This window comes from Nocardia exalbida NBRC 100660, assembly GCF_000308575.1.
Taxonomy (GTDB): Bacteria; Actinomycetota; Actinomycetes; order Mycobacteriales; family Mycobacteriaceae; genus Nocardia; species Nocardia exalbida.
The window spans coordinates 26,774-44,619 of record NZ_BAFZ01000046.1 but is presented as its reverse complement, the minus strand read 5'-3'; the positions used below and the strand labels follow the sequence as shown (position 1 = coordinate 44,619).

Sequence of the window (17,846 nt, the reverse complement as noted above, 5' to 3'; positions counted from 1 at the left end):
GACGAACATCACCACCTGGGTACTGGTGACGCTCGGCTGCGAGGGCCGCATCGTGCGCGGCAGGCCGAACGGCGGCTGGACCAGCAGCCAGTACACCTGGGCGCCGATCGAATCGTGGCTGCCGGACGGCGTTCCCGCCCTTCCCGCCGCCGAGGCCAGGGTGGAACTGGTCCGCCGCTGGTTGCGCGCCTTCGGTCCCGCGCCGGTCTCCGACGTCAAATGGTGGACCGGATGGACGCTCGGCGAGGTGCGTGCTGCACTGGGCGCCCTGGATCTGGTCGAGGTCGACCTGGACGGCGTGACCGGCGTGCTGCTGGCCGACGACGTGGAGCCGATCGCCGCGCCGGAGCCGTGGGCGGCGCTGCTGCCCGCCCTCGACCCGACCCCGATGGGCTGGCAGGCGCGGGAGTGGTACCTCGGCCCGCACGCACCGCGGGTGTTCGACAGCAACGGCAACATCGGACCCACGGTCTGGTGGGACGGACGCGTCGTCGGCGGCTGGGCGCAGCGCAAGGACGGCGAGATCGTCTACCGCCTGCTCGAAGACGTCGGCGCGGACGCCGAAACGCTGATCGCCGCGCAAGCGCAACGCGTCGCCGACTGGTTCGGCGAGGTCCGCGCCATCCCACGGTTCCGGACACCGCTGGAACGCGAGCTCACCGCCTGAGCGAACGGCACCGGATAGCTTCGACGGCATGGAGATTCGCGGAGTCGCCGACAGCGACCGAGCCGGGTTGTTCGCGAACCCGCCCTCCGCTGCTCGATCGATACCGGCCCGTACCGGTCCCGGCGCCTACATGTCCAGCCCGAGGTCGAGCACTCGGACCGAGTGGGTGAGCGCGCCGACCGCGAGGTAGTCGACGCCGGTGCGGGCGTAGTCGGCGGCGACGTCCAGGCTCAGGCCGCCGGAGGACTCCAGTTTCGTCCGCGGGGAGGCGGTGTCGCGGCGCTGGACGGCCGCCTGGGTCTGCCAGAGCGGGAAGTTGTCCAGCAGCACGAGTTCCACGTTCTCGGCGAGCACCGCGTCGAGTTGTTCGAGGCTGTCGACCTCGACCTCGCAGGCGATGTCGGGGGCGGCGGCGCGGACCGCGCGCAGCGCCTCGACCACCGAACCGGCGGCGACCACGTGGTTGTCCTTGATCAGCGCGGCGTCGCCGAGACCCATGCGGTGGTTGACACCGCCGCCGACCCGCACGGCGTACTTCTGCAGCCCGCGCAGTCCGGGCAGCGTCTTGCGGCTGTCGCGGATGCGGCAGCGGGTGCCGGCGACGGCGTCCACCCAGGCGGCCGTCGCCGTCGCGATACCGGACAGATGACACACCAGGTTGAGCATGGTGCGCTCGGCGGTGAGCAGCTTGCGCGTCGGCGCGATCACCGTCAGCACGGGCTGTCCCGGCGACACCCGGGTGCCGTCGGCGACGCGATCGGTGATCTCGTACTCGCCCGCGCCGATCACCTCGTCGAGTACCAGCACACCGGCGTCGAGCCCGGCCACGGTCCCCGGTTCGCGCGACACCACCGACGCCTTGATCACCGCGTCCGCGGGCACGGTGGCCATGGTCGTGACGTCAGGGCCGTAGCGCAGGTCCTCGTCCAGCGCGGCGCGGATGAGGCCCAGCACCTCGTCGCGGTCCAGTGCGGCATCCAGAGCCATCGAAGTGTTCCTCTCTCGCCGAGCGGGGCGGTGGACAGCTCGCGGCATGTCCGGCTCGGCGCGTGTGGTCAGGGAAGTGGTGCGTACTCGGGCACGCCGTCGCCGTTCAGCCGGATCGGGAGGCTGTGGCGGAGTTCGTCCACGGCGTCCGGGTGATCCGACCGGGTGTGACAGCCGCGGCTCTCGGTGCGGGCGCGCGCGGCCAGTAGCAGGGTGCGTGCCGCGAGGGTGAGCGCGGCGTCCTCGATTCCGGCGATCGGGTGTGCGGCGGCGGTCGGTCCGGGCGCCGCTGAGGTCGGCGCGCAGGGCGACGGTGTCGGAATGTGCGGGTCGCGGCGGACGGTCACATCGTCGAGCCGCTTGAGCGCTTCGGCGAGGCCCGCGCGGTCGCGGACCACCGAGGCGTGCGTGGTCATCAGGCTCTGCACCACCGCACGGTCGGCGAACTCGACGGTGCGAGTGGAGATCTCGCTCACCCCGGCCCGCTCACCGAGCCGCTCGGCGGCGGCGGCCCCGGCGCGCTCACCGACCACCAGTCCCTCCAGCAGGCTGTTGGACGCCAACCGGTTCGCCCCGTGCAAACCGGTGCGCGCGACCTCACCGGCCGCGTACAAGCCGGGAACTCCGGTACGGCCGTGGGTGTCGGTGACGACTCCCCCGCACTGGTAGTGCGCGGCGGGAGCGACCGGGATGAGGTCCGTGCGCGGATCGATGCCCGTCGCCAGGCACGAGGCGGTGATCGTCGGAAATCGTTGCGCGAAACCGTCGATCGAGCGCGCGTCGAGGTAGACGTGCTCGGTGCCGAGCGCTCGCATGCGCGCGGCGATGGCACGGGAGACGACATCGCGGGGAGCCAGGTCGCCGCGCGGATGCACCCCCGCGGTCACCGAATTGCCTTCGGTGTCGACCAGTGTCGCGCCCTCGCCGCGCACCGCTTCGCTGATCAGCGGCCTGCGCCCCAGGCCGCCCGGGGTGTAGAGCACGGTCGGGTGGAACTGCACGAACTCCAGGTCGGCGACGGCGGCACCGGCCCACAGCCCGAGCGCGATACCGTCCGCGGTGGCGCCCGGCGGGTTGGTGCTCAGCGCGTACAACTGACCGAGGCCGCCGGTGGCCAGCAGCACGGCGGGCGCGTGGACGACGCCGAAGCCCTTCTCCGACACCGCGACCACACCTCGCACACCGTTCGGCCCGGTGACGATCCCACCCACCGCCGCGCCGAACAGCACCGGCAGGCCGGCCTCGTTCAGCGCCCGCTGCACCTCCGCGCCGGTGGCGTCGCCGCCCGCATGGATGATCCGGCGGGTGCTGTGGCCCCCCTCGCGGGTCCGCGAGATCTGGCCGTCGCGGCCGAGGTCGAACACCGCGCCCAGGTCGGTCAGCGCGGCCACCGCGGCCTGGCCGCCCTCGACGATGGAACGCACGGCGTCCACCTCGCACAATCCGGCGCCCGCCTCCACGGTGTCGTGCACGTGCGATTCGACCGAGTCACCGTGCGGCGCCACGACGGCGATGCCGCCTTGGGCGTACTGGGTGGACGTATCGGTCGGGCCACCCTTGCTGAGCGTGAGCACCCGCAGGCCACGCAGCGAGGCGGTGCGCGCTGCGGTGAGTCCCGCGACGCCGCCGCCGATCACGACCAGATCGGCCTCGGCCTCCCAGTCGATCGAAACCCGGGTTGTCATCGGCCCGCGCCTCTCCGTCTCCCGATCCGCGAACGTTCCCCCGCGCGGGCACGGTGGTCAGCGCCGTGGCCACCGTGTTCCGCCGGAGAACGACCCACCGCCCTACGGGCAGCGGTCGGACTCATTCACCGCCGCCGGGATTGCCGATCGCGATCATCCGCTGCACCGAATTGCGTCCCAGCGCGGCGGTTTCGGGATCGACGTGCACCTCGTCACGGCCTTCGACCAGGCAGCGCAGCAGCGCCGCCGGGGTGATCATCTTCATGTACTTGCACGACGCCCGGTCGTTCACGGCCTGGAAGTCGATGCCGGGGGCGGCCTTGCGCAGCTGGTGCAGCATGCCGACCTCGGTGGCCACCAGCACCTGACTCGACTTCGCCGCCTTGGCCGCGTCGATCATGCCTCCGGTGGACAGGATGTGCACCCGGTCGGCCGGGAACGCGCCCTCGCCCGCCAGGTACAGCGCCGAGGTGGCGCATCCGCATTCGGGGTGCACGAACAGTTCCGCGTCCGGATGGATGCGCGCCTGCTCGGTCAGCTCGTCGCCGTTGATGCCCGCGTGCACGTGGCACTCACCGGCCCAGATGTGCATGTTCGCGCGGCCGGTGACCCGCTTGACGTGCGCGCCGAGGAACTGGTCCGGCAGGAACAGCACCTCGCGGTCCGGGTCGATCGAGGCGACCACGTCCACCGCGTTGGACGAGGTGCAGCAGATGTCGGTGAGCGCCTTCACCTCGGCCGTGGTGTTGACGTAGGACACGACCATCGCGTTCGGGTGCTCGGCCTTCCACGCGCGCAGTTCGTCGGCCGTGATGGAATCGGCGAGCGAACATCCGGCGCGCTGGTCCGGGATGAGCACGGTCTTGGCCGGGCTGAGAATCTTGGCGGTCTCGGCCATGAAGTGCACGCCGCAGAACACGATGGTGTCCTCGGGCGCCTCCGCCGCGATCCGGGACAGCGCCAGCGAATCGCCGACGTGGTCGGCCACGTCCTGGATCTCCGGCAGCTGGTAGTTGTGCGCCAGGATCGTCGCGTTGCGCTCTCGAGCCAATCGCTTGACTTCCTGCGCCCACTCCGGCGTTGCCTCGACACCCGCGAACCCGGAGGGCCCGTCGAACACCTGCCCCATCAGCGGGGGCGCCAGTTTCGCACCCGTCGTCGCCATGGATGGCTCCCTTCCTCGTGCGGTCGGCCGCGCGCCGATTCGCACCAAACCAGGTTTTCGACTTACAATCGAAAACGTGGCCCATAGTAGCACCATCCACGAATCGCTCACCGCGGTGTTCCAGGTTCGCCGCTTCCCCAGAGACATCGCCGCAGGTCACCGCCCCGTGGACCGCGCGGAGAGCATGCTGCGGCGTTGCCCGCCCGATCAGCGGACCGAACTCGCGGTGTTGCTGTGGGAACGGGCGCTCGACCCGCAGAAGGGCACCTGGTCGCTGCCCGGCGGCCGCCTGCGCGACGACGAGGATCTCGACACCTCCGCCCGCCGCCAGCTCGCCGAGAAGGTCGACGTGCGCGAGCTGAGCCATCTGGAACAGCTCTCGGTGTTCAGCGCCCCCGACCGGGTGCCGAGCCCGCGCCGCATCGCCTCGGCCTACCTCGGCCTCGTTCCGCTGACCGCCGACCCCCACCTGCCCTCGGACACGGCCTGGCACCCGGTCTCGGCGCTGCCGGACATGTCCTTCGACCACCGCACGGTGGTCGACCACGCCCGCACCCGCCTGGCGGCGAAACTGTCCTACACCAATATCGCCTTCGCCCTAGCGCCGGACCGGTTCACGATGTCGACCTTGCGTGAAATCTACTGCGCGGCCCTCGGATACGACGTCGACACGACGAACCTCCAACGAGTCCTCTCCCGCCGCGGGGTGATCACCCCCACCGGAGCCACCGCGGCCCCCGGCCGCGCGGGCGGACGCCCCGCCGCGGTCTACCGCTTCACCGACTCGGGCTTGCGCGTCACCGACGAATTCGCGGCACTGCGCCCACCCGGCCCCTCCTGATCAACAGCGCCCGCCGTGACGGGCGCTTTCCCGCTCGCACGGCTTTCGTGAACGACCCGTCGTACTGCCGGCCCATGCGGGAAGGGGCTCGGGTCAATGGCCGGTGGCCGCTTTCCGGTGCTTGTCCTGGCGGCGATACTGCCGCTTACTCCGCACCGGGCGCGCGGCGTTGCTGCGGCGCAAGGCATCTCGCCGTCGCCAAGCCGCTAGATCCGCGCGCTCCTGCGCGGCAGGAGGCGTCTGGGCCACCGCTTCCTGTGCTCGATTCATCGCCGCCTCCTCTCGACATCCGGGCGCCCACCCTATCCGCGCTATCGGCCGCATCTCCATTCATTTTCTCCGCGGAACTGGTCCACCACGGCGACTCACCCGACCACGGCCCGGATACGCCGGCCAGCGGAGCCCTCGCTCGCGATGGCGGTGCGGTCTGTGCGCCGTGGCCCCAGCATCACGGCTCGGGACGGCCGATTCGGCCGGAATCGCTGGAACGAGCGCGTCGGCCGCCCCCAAGGCCGGATCCGGCGTATCACGCGACGGGACCGGCGAAGGCCGCTTGTGTCGGTTAGCTCACAAACCAGCCCGCTCGGTGTCGCGCGGCCCCGGTTCATGGCAGTGTTGACCGTTGAGACCGGGCCATCGAAGTGATTCGCTCGGCTCACCTACAGAAAAGAATGAAGTAAAGCAATGGCTCAAGGCAGTGTGAAGTGGTTTAACAGCGAAAAAGGCTTCGGCTTCATCGCGCAGGACGGCGGCGGCGCCGACGTCTTCGTTCATTACTCCGCCGTGTCCGGCTCGGGATTCAAGTCCCTTGAAGAGGGACAGCGCGTGGAGTTCGAGATCGGCCAAGGACAGAAGGGCCCGCAGGCTCAGGACGTCCGCGCGATCTGATCGACGTGGCTAGGTAAGAGCCCCGCGCCTCTGGAGGTGCGGGGCTTTTGCATGTGGTGGCGCGAGTTCCAGTGTTGGTCATGAAGGACCGTGACCGGTCAGGCGGTTTTCATCTGCGGGTCGGGGGGCGGGGCTTCGGTCCGCCGGGCCACCCGGGATGCGGCCCAGAAGGCCAGTTCCACCAACCAGAACAGCAGGAGGAAGACCGTCACCACGGTGACGGGTGCCGCGAGGAAGAGCACCGAGGGAACGGCGACGACGATGAACCGGGCGACGTCGGCCGGGCCTGCGCCACGCAACCCGTGGGCCGCGCGGACGGCCGCCCACATCATCCAGCGGCGCGGCAGCGATACGCCGAGTTCGTGCAGGCTCCGGCGGAAGATGCCATCGGCGTCGGCGACGCTCACCCTGTCCGAACCGAGCAGGTAGTCGTGCAGGATCGCGGCGCGGGTGTAGCTGCCGTAGCGCGGGAAAAACCAGACCAGCGCGCGCGGCACCGAGGCGAAATCGGTGCGGAAACCGGCGGGCACCACGAATTCCTCCGTCGCGCCGCGATAGACGAGGGGTTCGGCCACCCGCCAGAACTTGGCGTCGAGCTCTTCGACGACCGGCCCGCCACCGACAAAGGTCACGTCCTGTTCCTTCCGCGCACGCTTCGTTCCCACACCCGCGGTGGGCTCGGAAGCCTTCCGTCGCCGCGGCTGCCCGCCGGGCGACGCGTCAGTACCGCGGGCGATATTCGGGGACCGAATACCCTTCCGCGGCAGGCTCGTAGCCACGATAGGGCAGCTGCGCCCCACTCGCAGCGTCACCGTAGGGCGGGAGGGAGCCGAAGGCTTCCTCCTCGTCGCGGGCGGCGCGGCGTCCGCTGCCGAGATCCTCGGACGTACTGAGCGCGGCGAGGAACAGCATGACGAACGACGCGATCAGCGGCTGCACGATGAACGCGAGCGCACTGCCCAGTTCGATGGGCAACGTGACGATCTGCCCGACCGGCGGGTCGTGCGGGCGCGGATGCAGCCATTCGGCGACCTGCTCCCCCACCTTCGCCATCACCACCGCGCCGACGCCGGAACCGACCAGCAGGCCCAATTGCAGTAGCGGCCCGCGCGCCGAGCGCCACCGCCACACGGCGAGCGCGCAGAGCAGACCGAGCACCGCGCCCGCGAGCACGAACAACGCCATGGCGTCGAATTGATGCGCGCTCTCACCGGTCAGCGCGACTCCGCGGCCCGGCTCGACCACCAGCAGCCGCTCGGTCGGCGCCAGCAGGCCCCACCCGGCACCGGCCAGTGCGCTCACCACCACCACGGCGACGGCGATCACCGTCGCCGCGCGCGCCTCACCCCGCAACGGCGAGGCCACTAGCGGCGTTCCGATTCGGCCGACTCGGTGACGCCGTGCCGGGAGCACTTGGCCCACCAGCCGTCCGGGCTCACCTGCACGATCATGCGGCGACCGCACTGTTCGCAGAAGCGCGGCGGTTCCAGGCCCAGTGCGGCGGCGGCCGGGATCGCGTCGTCGAGACCCGGCACGATTCGCTTGCCGGTGAACGGGTTGTAGCGCTCGTCCATATTCATGACAGTACCCATGCTCGCCTGCCTCATCGTCGCAACCGAGCCGGGTCAGAGTGTTTCGTTGAGCGCCTTGATCGGCATCTTCAGCTCGCCGAGCAGATCCAGGTCCTGTTCGGCCGGGCGGCCGAGGGTGGTCAGGTAGTTGCCGACGATGACGGCGTTGATGCCGCCCAGGATGCCCTGCTTGGCGCCGAGATCGCCCAGGGTGATCTCGCGGCCGCCCGCGAAGCGCAGCATGGTGCGCGGCAGCGCCAGCCGGAACGCGGCGACGGCACGCAGCGCGTCGGACGCGGGCAGCACCTCGAGGTCGCCGAACGGGGTACCCGGGCGCGGGTTGAGGAAGTTCAGCGGCACCTCGTCGGGCTCGAGCTCGGCCAGGTTCGCGGCGAACTCGGCGCGCTGCTCCAGCGTCTCGCCCATGCCCAGGATGCCGCCGCTACAGACCTCCATGCCCGCCGCACGGACCATGCGCAGGGTGTCCCAGCGCTCCTCCCAGCTGTGCGTGGTGACCACGTTCGGGAAGTAGGAGCGGGAGGTCTCCAGGTTGTGGTTGTAGCGGTGCACGCCCATCGCGGCCAGTTGGTCGACCTGCTCCTGGGTGAGCATGCCCAGCGAGCAGGCGACCTGGATGTCGACCTCGTTGCGGATCGCCTCGACGCCTGCGGCCACCTGGGCCATCAGGCGCTCGTCCGGGCCGCGCACGGCGGCCACGATGCAGAACTCGGTGGCGCCGGTCTTCGCGGTCTGCTTGGCCGCCTCGACCAGGCTCGGGATGTCCAGCCACGCGGCGCGCACCGGCGACTGGAAAAGCCCCGACTGCGAGCAGAAGTGGCAGTCCTCGGGGCAGCCGCCGGTCTTGAGGCTGATGATGCCCTCGACCTCCACTTCGGGACCGCACCACTTCATGCGCACCTCGTGGGCCAGGGCGAGCAACTCCTCCAGCCGGTCGTCACCCAGACGTAGCACCTCGAGGGTCTGCTCCTGGTTCAGCCCTTCCCCGCGTTCGAGCACCTGCTCGCGGGCGATCGACAGAATGGGCGACGTCCCGACCTGCGTCGGTCCTGGCGCGGCGGTGTCTACGGGTGCCTGGGTCACTGCAACGCATCCCTTCGTTCGGCCGAGGTGGCCGTGCAACTTGAACGGTGTTCAGGCTAGGGTAGCGGTAGGAGTGAGTCAAAGCACGACGGGAAGGGCATCGAGTGCAGCTGCACCGGGCGGACGTGGTCGACGGCGCCATCGCGATTCTGGACCGATACGGCCTGGCCGACCTGACCATGCGCAGGCTGGCCGGATCCCTCCAGGTCCAGCCGGGCGCGTTGTACTGGCACTTCCCCAACAAGCAGGCGCTGCTCGGCGCGGTCGCGGACAAGATCCTCGCGCCCATGGAGGACCCGATCCAGGCCGAGGATTGGGCCGGGCAGATCACCGAATTGGCCCACCGGATGCGCGACTGCCTGCTGGCCTATCGCGACGGCGCCGAATTGGTCTCGGCGACATACGCTTCCCGGCTCACCACGAGCAAGGGACGAGAACGACTGGTGAGCGCCACGATTCGCGCGGGCATGCCGCGCCAAGAGGCCGAACTCACGGCGTTCACGCTGCTCTACTACGTCCTCGGCGAGACCGTGGACGAGCAGTCGAGGATGCAGATGGACTCGGCGGGCGCCCTGCCCGACGGAGCGTCGCCGCTGGGGGAAACCACGGACGCCACAGCCCGTTTCGACTTCGGCCTGCAACTGTTCGTGGCGGGCGTGCGGCACCTGCTCGGCACCCGCGTCCGCTGAGGCGGGGCGCGGCTCGCGGGTACGGGTCCGGCGTCAGCGCAGGTGCGCGTTCAGGAAAGCCAGCGCATCCGGAAGCGAAGCCAGGAACGCGCCGCTGTGGTCTTTGCCGGGGTATTCCTCGACCGTGACCCGTATCCCGGGGTTGGCCTCCTGCAAGCGCCGACCGTAATCGGCGGTGTCGGTGGGAAGGACATCGACGTCGTCGGTGCCGTAGCCGATCATGAGATCACTGGTGAACCGGTCTTGCGGGTATCCGGCCAAGGCGGTGATGTCGTCGGCGAAGGTGGGCGTCGGCCGGTCGGGGTCGGCGAACAGCGCCGCCGGTCGGCGGCCTTGCGCGCGTGCGACCAGGTCGGAAAGGCATTCCTGGGCGGCTTGCGCCACGAATTCCTTGCCGAAGTCGGAGAGATACGGCAAGACGCTGCCGGGTTTCCATTCCTCCAGCGAGGCCAGGAAGTACGCCGCGTAGGCGATCTGGTTCTTCGAGCCGGTCGAGGTCGGCCGGAACATCTCCGGCAGGCTCTTGCTCGGGTCGGTGCGCAGACCGGTGGCTACTACCCCGCTCAACCCCGTGGCGGAACCGCCTTTCTCGGCATTCGAGGCCGCCGCGCTCATCGCGGCGTGCGCTCCTTCCGACTGGCCGATCACCACCCAGCTACGCGACAGCGGAAAGGGGGTGGTGCGAATCGCCGCTACCGCGTCCGATATCGACGCTCCCTCGACGTTCGAGTTGTAGTAGCTGAACTGCCCTGCGGTGCCGAGCCCTTGATAGTCGGGAGCCAGCACCGCGTACCCGTCGGCCAGAATCCGATCGAAGTAGGTGGAATTCCGTGAAGACTGCGGGCGGCGCGACGGCGCGCAGGCATCGCCGATGCCCGCCGTCCCATGTGCCCACACCACCAGCGGCCACCCGCCCTGCGGTGGCAGTCCCGCGGGCAGATACAGCGCACCGGACGCCTGCGCGGGCATGCCGTGCTGATCGGTCGTGGTGTAGACGACCCCGAACGACGCCGCGGCCGCGGCGAACGACCAGGCGGGATCGAGCAGTCCGATGCTGCTCAGCCGTCCGGTTTCCGGACCTTCCGCCCTCGCCGACGGCATCGCGACAGCGGCCGCGACGCAGATGCTCATCGCGGCGGCGGCAAGGCCGTTCCGCCGAAGCAACCATGGGGACACGCCGCAGAACCATACCGACGCAAGCCGGGCGGCATCCTTACCGACACCCGCCAGTAGTGACAATTCCGCCGACCGCCCGGCTAACCCGCGGACCGTTGCGGGCGTGTCGGCGGCCCCACCGCGCCGGGGAACCAGCGGTGCATCGTGTACGCGCCCGCCGCGGCGGTGACCGCGAGCGCGATGGCCGCCCCGCCGAGGACGGTGAGGGCGCTGATCGCGCCGACCGCCACCGGACCGGCGAACATGCCGATGTCGTGGGTGAGCCGCCAGGCGCCGAGGAATTCCGCGCGCTGCCCGTCGGGTGCGACGTCGGCGCCGACGGTCATGATCAGCCCGTTGCTCATTCCGTTGCCGAGCCCGAGCAGCACGGCGGCGCAGCCGAGACCCAGGACCGAGGAGGTGAACGGCAGCGCGCCGAAACCGAGGGCGAACAGGATCATCGACGGCACGCCGGTTGCGCGCCTGCCGTAGCGATCCAGCCACACACCCGCCGGATAGGACATCAGCACGTCCACCGCGCCCGCGACGCCGAACACCAAGCTGGTCGCCGACGCGCTCAACCCGATATGCGCCGCCCACAGCGGCAGCAGCGCCAGCCGGGCGGCTCGTGCCGCACCGACCAGCAATGCCGCAAGGCCCAGTGTGCCGAGGGTTCTGCGGTGCTCGACCACGACCGCTCCCAGCGAATGCCGCGCCCCCGCCCCGCCCGCCGCCTCGGGTGATCGGATCGCCGCCATGGCCGCGCCGGAGATCACCGTGGTCACCAGCTGCAACCACAGCCCGCCGTTCGGGCCGAGCGAGTGCACCACCGCCGCACCGAGGAACGGCCCGCAGAAGAAGCCCAGCCGCATGGAACCGGCGAGCGTCGACATCGCACGCCCGAGGTCGCCCGCGGGCACCACGGCCACGAGGTAGGTCTGACGCGCCAGGCCCCACACCGCGCCCGCCGCGCCGCCCAGCAGCATCCCGAGCGCGAGCACCCCGACATTCGGCGCGACGATCGCCGCGAAGACCCCGACGGCTCCGAGCACCGACCCCACCGCCAACGCGCCGCGTTCCCCGATCCGGGCGACCACCCGTCCCGCGGGCAGGTCGGTGAGCACCATGCCCAATCCGGACAGCGCGACGATGACCCCCGCCAGTCCGGCCGACGCACCCAGGTCCAGCGCGCGCAGCGCGTACATCGGCGCCGCCGCGCCGGACCCGATGCCGTACACCACCATCGGCACGAACACGGTCCAGGTCAACGACCGCAACCGCACCGGCCCCGCGACCTCGCCGACCAGGACGGACCGCTCGCTCATCGCCGTAGCCCCGATCGGCGGGAACCGCCCCGCCGCTGCGAGGCCCCGCGCCGATCGGTCGTTTGCCACTCGCAACCGAGCCTCGAAACAAGCCGGGTGCGTGTCGCAGATCCGATACCTTCGGCGAAGTCGACGCCGTCGGCTCGCAGCGTTGCCGCACGTCCACCGGGCACCCCGTGCGGTGCCACGACGCAACGCGCCGATAGATCAGTGGGACAATCCTTTTCGTCCGCGCCGATCACCGCGACAGCGCGGGCTGGCGGGCGAAGCGGCTGTCGGGGCGGGGCAAGCCGAAGTGGTCGCGCAAGGTGGTGCCGGTGTACTCGGTGCGGAACAGCCCGCGCTCCTGGAGGATCGGCACGACCGTTTCGGCGAAGACTTCCAATCCGCCCGGGTAGTACGGCGGCATCACATTGAAGCCGTCGGCGGCGCCGTTGCGGAACCATTCCTCGATGGTGTCGGCGACCTGTTCGGGGGTTCCGGCGAACACCCGGTGACCGCGCGCACCGGCCAGGCGGTGCAGCAGACCGCGCACGGTCGGTCGTTCGCGCTGCACGATGCCCGCGACGACCTGCAACCGGCTCTGGCCGTTGTCGGTCACATCGCCCGCCGCGTCGAACAAGTCGACCGGGATCGGCTCGTCCAGCGGCAGGTGCCGCAGGCTGATCCCGACGATGCCCTCCAGCTGGGCCAATCCGTATTCCGGCACGGTGAGTTCGTTGAACTCCCGTTCCAATCGCTTGGCCGCGGCCTCCGTGTCGGCGATGAACGGGCTGATCCCGGGCAGGACCTTGACGTGCTCGGGATCGCGCCCGAAGCCGCGGGCCCGTTCCTTGATGTCGGCGTAGAACGCCTGCGCGTCGCCGAGCCGCTGATGCGCGGTGAAGATCGCCTCGGCGTACTTGCCCGCGAACGCCCGGCCGTCGTTCGACGCGCCCGCCTGCACCAGCACCGGGTAGCCCTGCGGCGTACGCGGCGCGTTGAACGGCCCACGCACCCGCAGGTATTCGCCCTCGAAGTCGATCGGGTGGATCTTGTCCGGGTCGGCGTACACGCCGGAGGCCCGGTCGTCGACGATGGCGTCGTCCTCCCAGCTGTCCCATAGCGCGACCACGGCGTCCACGAATTCCCGCGCCCGCGCGTACCGTTCGGCGTGGTCGGGATGCTTGTCCAGGCCGAAGTTCGCCGCGGCGAGATCGGTTCCGGTGGTGACGATGTTCCAGCCCGCGCGGCCGCCGGAGATGTGATCCAGCGTGGAGAACAGCCTGGCCAGGTTGTAGGGCTCGTAGTACGTGGTCGAGGCGGTGGCGATGAGGCCGAGATGCGTCGTGGCCGTGGCGATCGCGGTGAGCAGGGTGATCGGCTCCAGGCCGGAGGCCGCGTTGTGCCGAACGTTGGTGCGCAGCGCGGGACCGTCGGCGAAGAACACCGCGTCCAGCTTCGCCGCTTCGGCGGTGCGTCCGATCTCTTGGTAGTAGGCGACGTCGTAGATCCGCTCGGGGCTGCTCCACGGATGGCGCCAGGCGGCCTCGTGGTGGCCGGAGGGATAGATGAAGGCGTTGAGGCTGAGTTGGCGCGGTGCGGTCGTCATGAGGCTTTCTTCTCGTCGGTAGGTGTGTTCGCGATGTCGACGCCCAGGCTGGCCAGCAGCAGGGATCGGTGTCGCAGGAACGCGGGATCACCGTGGCGGCGTGGACGTTCCAGGTCGATGCGCTGGTCCACCGCGATACGCCCGTCGTCGAGCACCAGGACGCGGTCGGCGAGCAGCACCGCCTCGTCCACGTCGTGGGTGACCAGCAGGACGGCGGGCCGATGCTTCGCGCACAGGTCTTGCAGTAGCGCGTGCATCTTGATCCGGGTGAGCGCGTCCAGCGCGCCGAACGGCTCGTCCGCCAGCAGGAGTTCGGGTTCGCGCACCAGCGAACGCGCCAGGGCCACGCGCTGTTGCTCGCCGCCGGACAGCTCCTTGGGCCAGGCTTTCTCCCGGCCGGCGAGCCCGACTTCGGCCAGCGCCGCGCGACCGCGACCGGCCGCGTCCGGACCACCGAGGCCGAGGGTCACGTTGTCCAGCACGCGCGCCCATGGCAGCAACCGGGAGTCCTGGAACACCACGGAACGCTCGGTGGGCACGCTCAGCTCACCGGATCCCGGCACGTCGTAGTCCAATTCGGCCAGCGCCCGCAGCAGGGTGCTCTTGCCCGACCCGCTGCGGCCGAGCAGTGCGACGAACTCGCCGCGGGCGATGTCGATATCGAGGTCGCGCAGCACCACACGGTCGCCGAAGCCACGGCGCAGCCGCCGGGCGCGCACGACGTTCAGTCCGCGAGTGTCTGCCGCCATGACAGCGCCTTCCTTTCCGCCGCCCGCACCAGGATGTCGCCGAACAGTCCGAGCAGGCCGTAGATCACCAGGCCGACGACGATGATGTCGATCTGGCCGTAGGTGCGGGCCTGGGTCATCAGATAGCCGATGCCGCTGGTGGCGTTGACCTGTTCCACCACGACCAGCGCCAGCCACGAGATGGTGACGGCCAGCCGCAGGCCGGTGAAGAAGCCGGGCAGCGATCCGGGCAGCGCGATCCGCCGGACGAATCCCCGGCGCGACAGCCCCACCGTCTGGGCGAGTTCCACGTACCTGGCGTCGACGCTGCGCAGGTGCGCGTGGGTGTTCAGGTAGATCGGGATCGCCACGCTGGTGGTGATCACCACCAGCTTCATCTCCTCGCCGATGCCGAACCACACGATGAACAGCGGGATCAGCGCGAGGGTGGGAATGGCGCGCTTGATCTGGATCGGCCCGTCCACCAACGCTTCACCGACGCGGCTCAGCCCGGCCAGCAGCGCCAGCACCAGGCCGATCGCCACGCCGAGCCCGAGCCCGATCGCGGCGCGCTGCACGGAGGCCAGCAGATTGCTCTGGAGACGGCCGTCGGCGATCAGGTCACCGGCGGCCTCGGCGACCGTCCACGGTGCGGGCAGGGTTTCCGGATCCAACGTGCCCGTGGCGGAACCGGCCACCCACGCGGCGACCAGCAGCGCGGGTCCTATCGCGATACCGAACGGGATCGGGCGCGCCCGGCCCGAGGCGCGGCCGGGCCGGTTTGCGTTTCGCCAGTACCGGCTGCGCGGAGCGGCCGCCGAGGCCGATGCGGCGCAGCACCGCGGCGTCCAGGGTGGCCATCAGCGCGCCCTCGGTTCGAACGACGCGCCGCTCTCGCCGACCGCCTGGGTGATCGCGGCGTCGAAGCGCAGGTCGAAACCGTCGGCCGCCCGCACCTTCTTGGGCAGTTCGCCCGCCTTGGCGATGGCGTCGATGGTGGACTGCTGGCGGTCGACGAGCTGCTGGTCCAGATGCGGGAAGACATAGGTGCCCAGCGAGTCCACGATGCGCCGGGCGTCGTCGGCGCTCACCTTCTGGTTCTCCACGTAGTACCGGCGCGCCCACTCCTCCGGGTGGGTGTTGGCCCACTGGTAGGCCCGGACGAACGCACCGACCAACGCGCGGGTGGCGGCCGCCTTCGCCGGATCCCGCACGACGGCGCGACGGGCATACAGGTAGGCGAGGCCGCCGTAGATGCCCGCGGTCTCGGAGTCGGGGACCAGCGAGGCGCCCGGTGTGCGCAGGAATCGGGTGACGTTCGGCTCGATCAGCGGCGCGACATCGACCTGGCCGGTGCGCACGGCATCGGGGAACTCGGCCAGCTGCAGCCGGATCAGCTGCACGTCGGAGGTGGTGAGCCCGGCCTTGTCGATGGCGCGCAGCACGGCGGCCTGCTGGGCCGTGCCCTCGGCGTAGGCGATCTTCCTGCCCTTCAGATCCGTGAGCTTCGGCACCGACTTGCCCGGCGCCACCGCGAGTTTCAAGGCGGTGGTGCTGGTCTGGTAGGACGCGACGATCGGCACGTCCTGCCCCGCCACCAGTGCGTGGATCGGCGGGACGTCGCCGACCTGCGCGACGTCGGCGGCGCCTGCGCGGAACGCCTCCAGGATGGCGGGGCCGCCGACGAAGTTGGCGAACTCCACCTTGAACGGAAGCTTGTCGAGTTCGCCGGAGATGCGCAGCACGGACTGCAGGCGCTCGGACTGGTCGGCGACCACGAGGGTGGTCCCGGCGGGAACCTCGGTGGGCAGTGGTCCGTCGGCGGTGGGACCGACCGGCTCGTCGTCCTTCGCGCAGCCGGTGAGTCCGAGGATCGCAACGGTTGCCACGGCGAGCAATGCGGCGGTCGTGCGGCCGCGGCGGCCGGACCGGAACGTACTTGGTCGGAACATAGGCGAATTACAGCAAGGGGAAACCGGCCCGGATACGGTTTGTCTCAGCCTGGTTCGAACCCCTCAGCGCGGCGGCGCGGCCACCATCGTCGACCGGACCTGCTGCTGGTAGCGCTGCAGGAACGGCAGAATCTGCTGCTCGATCACCGTGTTGTATTCCCGGGGGCGCTGCATCGGGTTGGCGTGCCCGGTGTTTCGCGCGAGCACCACCAGCAGCGTGCCGTCCACGCCGCCGGATTGCTCGATCAGCGCCCGGTGGGAGTACTCGACGTCGACCACGCGGTCGGCGCTCGCGTCGCGCGGCCGGATGAAGACGATGGCGGGTCGCGGCTTGTCCGCCACGGGCTGGGCCAGAGTGCGCAAGTCGTCGGTCGCGCCACCGGCCACGATCGCGGTGAACTGGGATTCGATCAGGCCGTTGCTCGCGGCGTCGCGCGAGACGATCTTGTCCCGCATCACTTCCGCCAGTACCTCGCCGAGCTTGCCGAACTCGAGCCCGAGCGGCCCGTCGCCGCGGTCGAGGAAACGGTCCCGGCGGGCATAGGTCTCGACGGCCAGCCGCAGGGCGCGGCTTTCGCGGGCGCCGGGCAACCAGCCCATCCAGCGCAGCATGTCCTCACCGCGACCGCGGCTCTCCGGACGGACCGCGTTCAAGTCCACCGGTGTGCAGTCCAGGATGACCCCGGCCAGCCTGCGGTCGCTGTCGCGGTGGATGTGCTCGGCGACCTCGAGCGCGATCACGCCACCCATGCTGTGGCCGACGAGTACGACGTTGCGCAGGCCGGACAGTTCGGCGGCGCGCACGATGAGGTCGGCGATCACCTTGGTGTCGATGCCCTGGTTGTCGTAGCGGATCGCCCACACCATGCCCATCCGGCGCAGCGCGGGCAGCGCGGCCGCGGTGGCACTGGCATCGAGCCCGCCGAGCCCGACCAGGTCCACCACGACGGTGTCCCAGTTCTGCGAGTCCACCGGCGGGGCGACGGGCAGGATGGCGGGCTCGGTGCGCGCCAGTCGCGCTTGTTCCGGCGCGACGTCGTACTTCCAGTACTGCGCGAACACCACGAGTCCGGCCAGCAGCAGTGCGGCCACCCGAAGCAGCGTCACCTTGGTACGGCGCAACGTCTTCCACCCGTGCCCCAGGCTCGTGTCCCGCAGCCGAGCTCGGCGTCGCGCGTCGTCCCAGTCGGAGACGGTGGACGGGTGCCGGGCGTCCATCGGCGACATCCATCCCACTGTAGGCACGGGTGCCGAGGGTCGCCACGAACCCGCTACCGCTCAGCGTGCCACCTGGGGCATGGCCGCGAGTTTGCCCGACGAGACGCACCGACCGGGCCTTTGTCTTCGGGCGCGACGGCTTCCGGCAACAGCGGTGTGACTGACTTCGACATCGGTGCCGCCTCCCAGGCTCGTGCGGCGAGCAGGTGATGGTTTTGCTCACCGGTCGCCGCAGGGTCGACGGGTTCGCACGAGATGATCTGCCTCACTGTTCGTGCGGGAC

At 70.4% G+C, this 17,846-nt stretch carries 18 protein-coding genes and 1 pseudogene; 4 read left to right on the top strand and 15 right to left on the bottom strand.

The features are described 5' to 3' along the window. Positions 1-667: winged helix DNA-binding domain-containing protein (locus tag ON29_RS10450; protein WP_040866000.1), on the top strand; the 667-nt coding region annotated here is incomplete at its 5' end. A 126-nt stretch (positions 668-793) separates the two neighbouring features. Here the strand turns inward: ON29_RS10450 and nadC are convergent. The 3 genes from nadC to nadA form a co-directional block, all read right to left on the bottom strand. Then, a complete protein-coding gene (nadC, locus tag ON29_RS10445) occupies positions 794-1,654 on the bottom strand; it encodes a carboxylating nicotinate-nucleotide diphosphorylase (protein ID WP_040865999.1) in 861 nt (286 codons plus the stop codon). Between the two features lie 68 nt (positions 1,655-1,722). Next, the gene (locus tag ON29_RS10440) at positions 1,723-3,339 is read right to left on the bottom strand and encodes an L-aspartate oxidase (RefSeq protein WP_040865998.1); all 1,617 of its coding nucleotides are present in this window, start codon (positions 3,337-3,339) and stop codon (positions 1,723-1,725) included. Between the two features lie 121 nt (positions 3,340-3,460). Beyond that, positions 3,461-4,504: a quinolinate synthase NadA gene (gene nadA / locus ON29_RS10435; RefSeq protein WP_040865997.1), complete on the bottom strand. Its 1,044-nt coding sequence runs from the start codon at positions 4,502-4,504 to the stop codon at positions 3,461-3,463. A gap of 76 nt (positions 4,505-4,580) precedes the next feature. Here nadA and ON29_RS10430 point away from each other — a divergent pair, with 76 nt between their 5' ends. Then, on the top strand, positions 4,581-5,345 hold the full coding sequence (locus ON29_RS10430; protein ID WP_040865996.1) for an NUDIX hydrolase: 765 nt from the start codon (positions 4,581-4,583) through the stop codon (positions 5,343-5,345). A 93-nt stretch (positions 5,346-5,438) separates the two neighbouring features. Here the strand turns inward: ON29_RS10430 and ON29_RS36380 are convergent, their stop codons facing one another. Further along, the gene (locus ON29_RS36380; RefSeq protein ID WP_169332569.1) at positions 5,439-5,615 is read right to left on the bottom strand and encodes a hypothetical protein; all 177 of its coding nucleotides are present in this window, start codon (positions 5,613-5,615) and stop codon (positions 5,439-5,441) included. A 414-nt stretch (positions 5,616-6,029) separates the two neighbouring features. Here ON29_RS36380 and ON29_RS10425 point away from each other — a divergent pair, with 414 nt between their 5' ends. Next, on the top strand, positions 6,030-6,233 hold the full coding sequence (locus ON29_RS10425) for a cold-shock protein (RefSeq protein WP_040741190.1): 204 nt from the start codon (positions 6,030-6,032) through the stop codon (positions 6,231-6,233). A gap of 98 nt (positions 6,234-6,331) precedes the next feature. Here the strand turns inward: ON29_RS10425 and ON29_RS10420 are convergent, their stop codons facing one another. From ON29_RS10420 to bioB, 4 genes are all read right to left on the bottom strand, one after another. Beyond that, on the bottom strand, positions 6,332-6,865 hold the full coding sequence (locus tag ON29_RS10420) for a DUF1353 domain-containing protein (protein ID WP_040866013.1): 534 nt from the start codon (positions 6,863-6,865) through the stop codon (positions 6,332-6,334). Positions 6,866-6,953: 88 nt separating this feature from the next. Then, positions 6,954-7,598 carry a DUF2567 domain-containing protein gene (locus ON29_RS10415; protein WP_040865995.1) on the bottom strand — a complete coding sequence of 215 codons (645 nt, stop codon included), beginning with the start codon at positions 7,596-7,598 and terminating at the stop codon, positions 6,954-6,956. Continuing rightward, entirely contained in the window at positions 7,598-7,825 is a 228-nt protein-coding gene (gene bsaP, locus ON29_RS10410) for a biotin synthase auxiliary protein BsaP (RefSeq protein ID WP_040865994.1), read from the bottom strand. The genes ON29_RS10415 and bsaP overlap by 1 nt, the downstream gene beginning before the upstream one ends. A gap of 33 nt (positions 7,826-7,858) precedes the next feature. After that, entirely contained in the window at positions 7,859-8,905 is a 1,047-nt protein-coding gene (bioB, locus tag ON29_RS10405) for a biotin synthase BioB (protein WP_373283861.1), read from the bottom strand. Positions 8,906-9,009: 104 nt separating this feature from the next. Here bioB and ON29_RS10400 point away from each other — a divergent pair, with 104 nt between their 5' ends. Beyond that, the gene (locus ON29_RS10400; protein WP_040865993.1) at positions 9,010-9,594 is read left to right on the top strand and encodes a TetR/AcrR family transcriptional regulator C-terminal domain-containing protein; all 585 of its coding nucleotides are present in this window, start codon (positions 9,010-9,012) and stop codon (positions 9,592-9,594) included. 33 nt (positions 9,595-9,627) lie between these two features. Here ON29_RS10400 and ON29_RS10395 read toward each other — a convergent pair whose 3' ends face one another. The 7 genes and pseudogenes from ON29_RS10395 to ON29_RS10365 all read right to left on the bottom strand — a co-directional run bounded on the left by ON29_RS10395 (position 9,628) and on the right by ON29_RS10365 (position 17,572). Beyond that, the gene (locus tag ON29_RS10395) at positions 9,628-10,770 is read right to left on the bottom strand and encodes an alpha/beta hydrolase family protein (protein ID WP_157172732.1); all 1,143 of its coding nucleotides are present in this window, start codon (positions 10,768-10,770) and stop codon (positions 9,628-9,630) included. Between the two features lie 80 nt (positions 10,771-10,850). Beyond that, the gene (locus ON29_RS10390) at positions 10,851-12,074 is read right to left on the bottom strand and encodes an MFS transporter (protein WP_040865992.1); all 1,224 of its coding nucleotides are present in this window, start codon (positions 12,072-12,074) and stop codon (positions 10,851-10,853) included. Between the two features lie 238 nt (positions 12,075-12,312). After that, on the bottom strand, positions 12,313-13,665 hold the full coding sequence (locus ON29_RS10385) for an LLM class flavin-dependent oxidoreductase (RefSeq protein ID WP_040865991.1): 1,353 nt from the start codon (positions 13,663-13,665) through the stop codon (positions 12,313-12,315). Next, a complete protein-coding gene (locus ON29_RS10380) occupies positions 13,662-14,414 on the bottom strand; it encodes an ABC transporter ATP-binding protein (protein WP_174371802.1) in 753 nt (250 codons plus the stop codon). Before ON29_RS10380 ends, ON29_RS10385 begins: the two co-directional genes overlap by 4 nt. Further along, positions 14,390-15,254, bottom strand: a pseudogene (locus ON29_RS10375) (ABC transporter permease). Before ON29_RS10375 ends, ON29_RS10380 begins: the two are co-directional and overlap by 25 nt. Continuing rightward, positions 15,254-16,345 (bottom strand): ABC transporter substrate-binding protein, encoded by a 1,092-nt coding sequence (locus ON29_RS10370; protein ID WP_083863345.1) that lies wholly within the window; start codon positions 16,343-16,345, stop codon positions 15,254-15,256. Before ON29_RS10370 ends, ON29_RS10375 begins: the two are co-directional and overlap by 1 nt. Positions 16,346-16,408: 63 nt before the next feature. Then, positions 16,409-17,572: an alpha/beta fold hydrolase gene (locus ON29_RS10365; RefSeq protein WP_040865990.1), complete on the bottom strand. Its 1,164-nt coding sequence runs from the start codon at positions 17,570-17,572 to the stop codon at positions 16,409-16,411. Between the last annotated feature and the right edge of the window lie 274 nt (positions 17,573-17,846).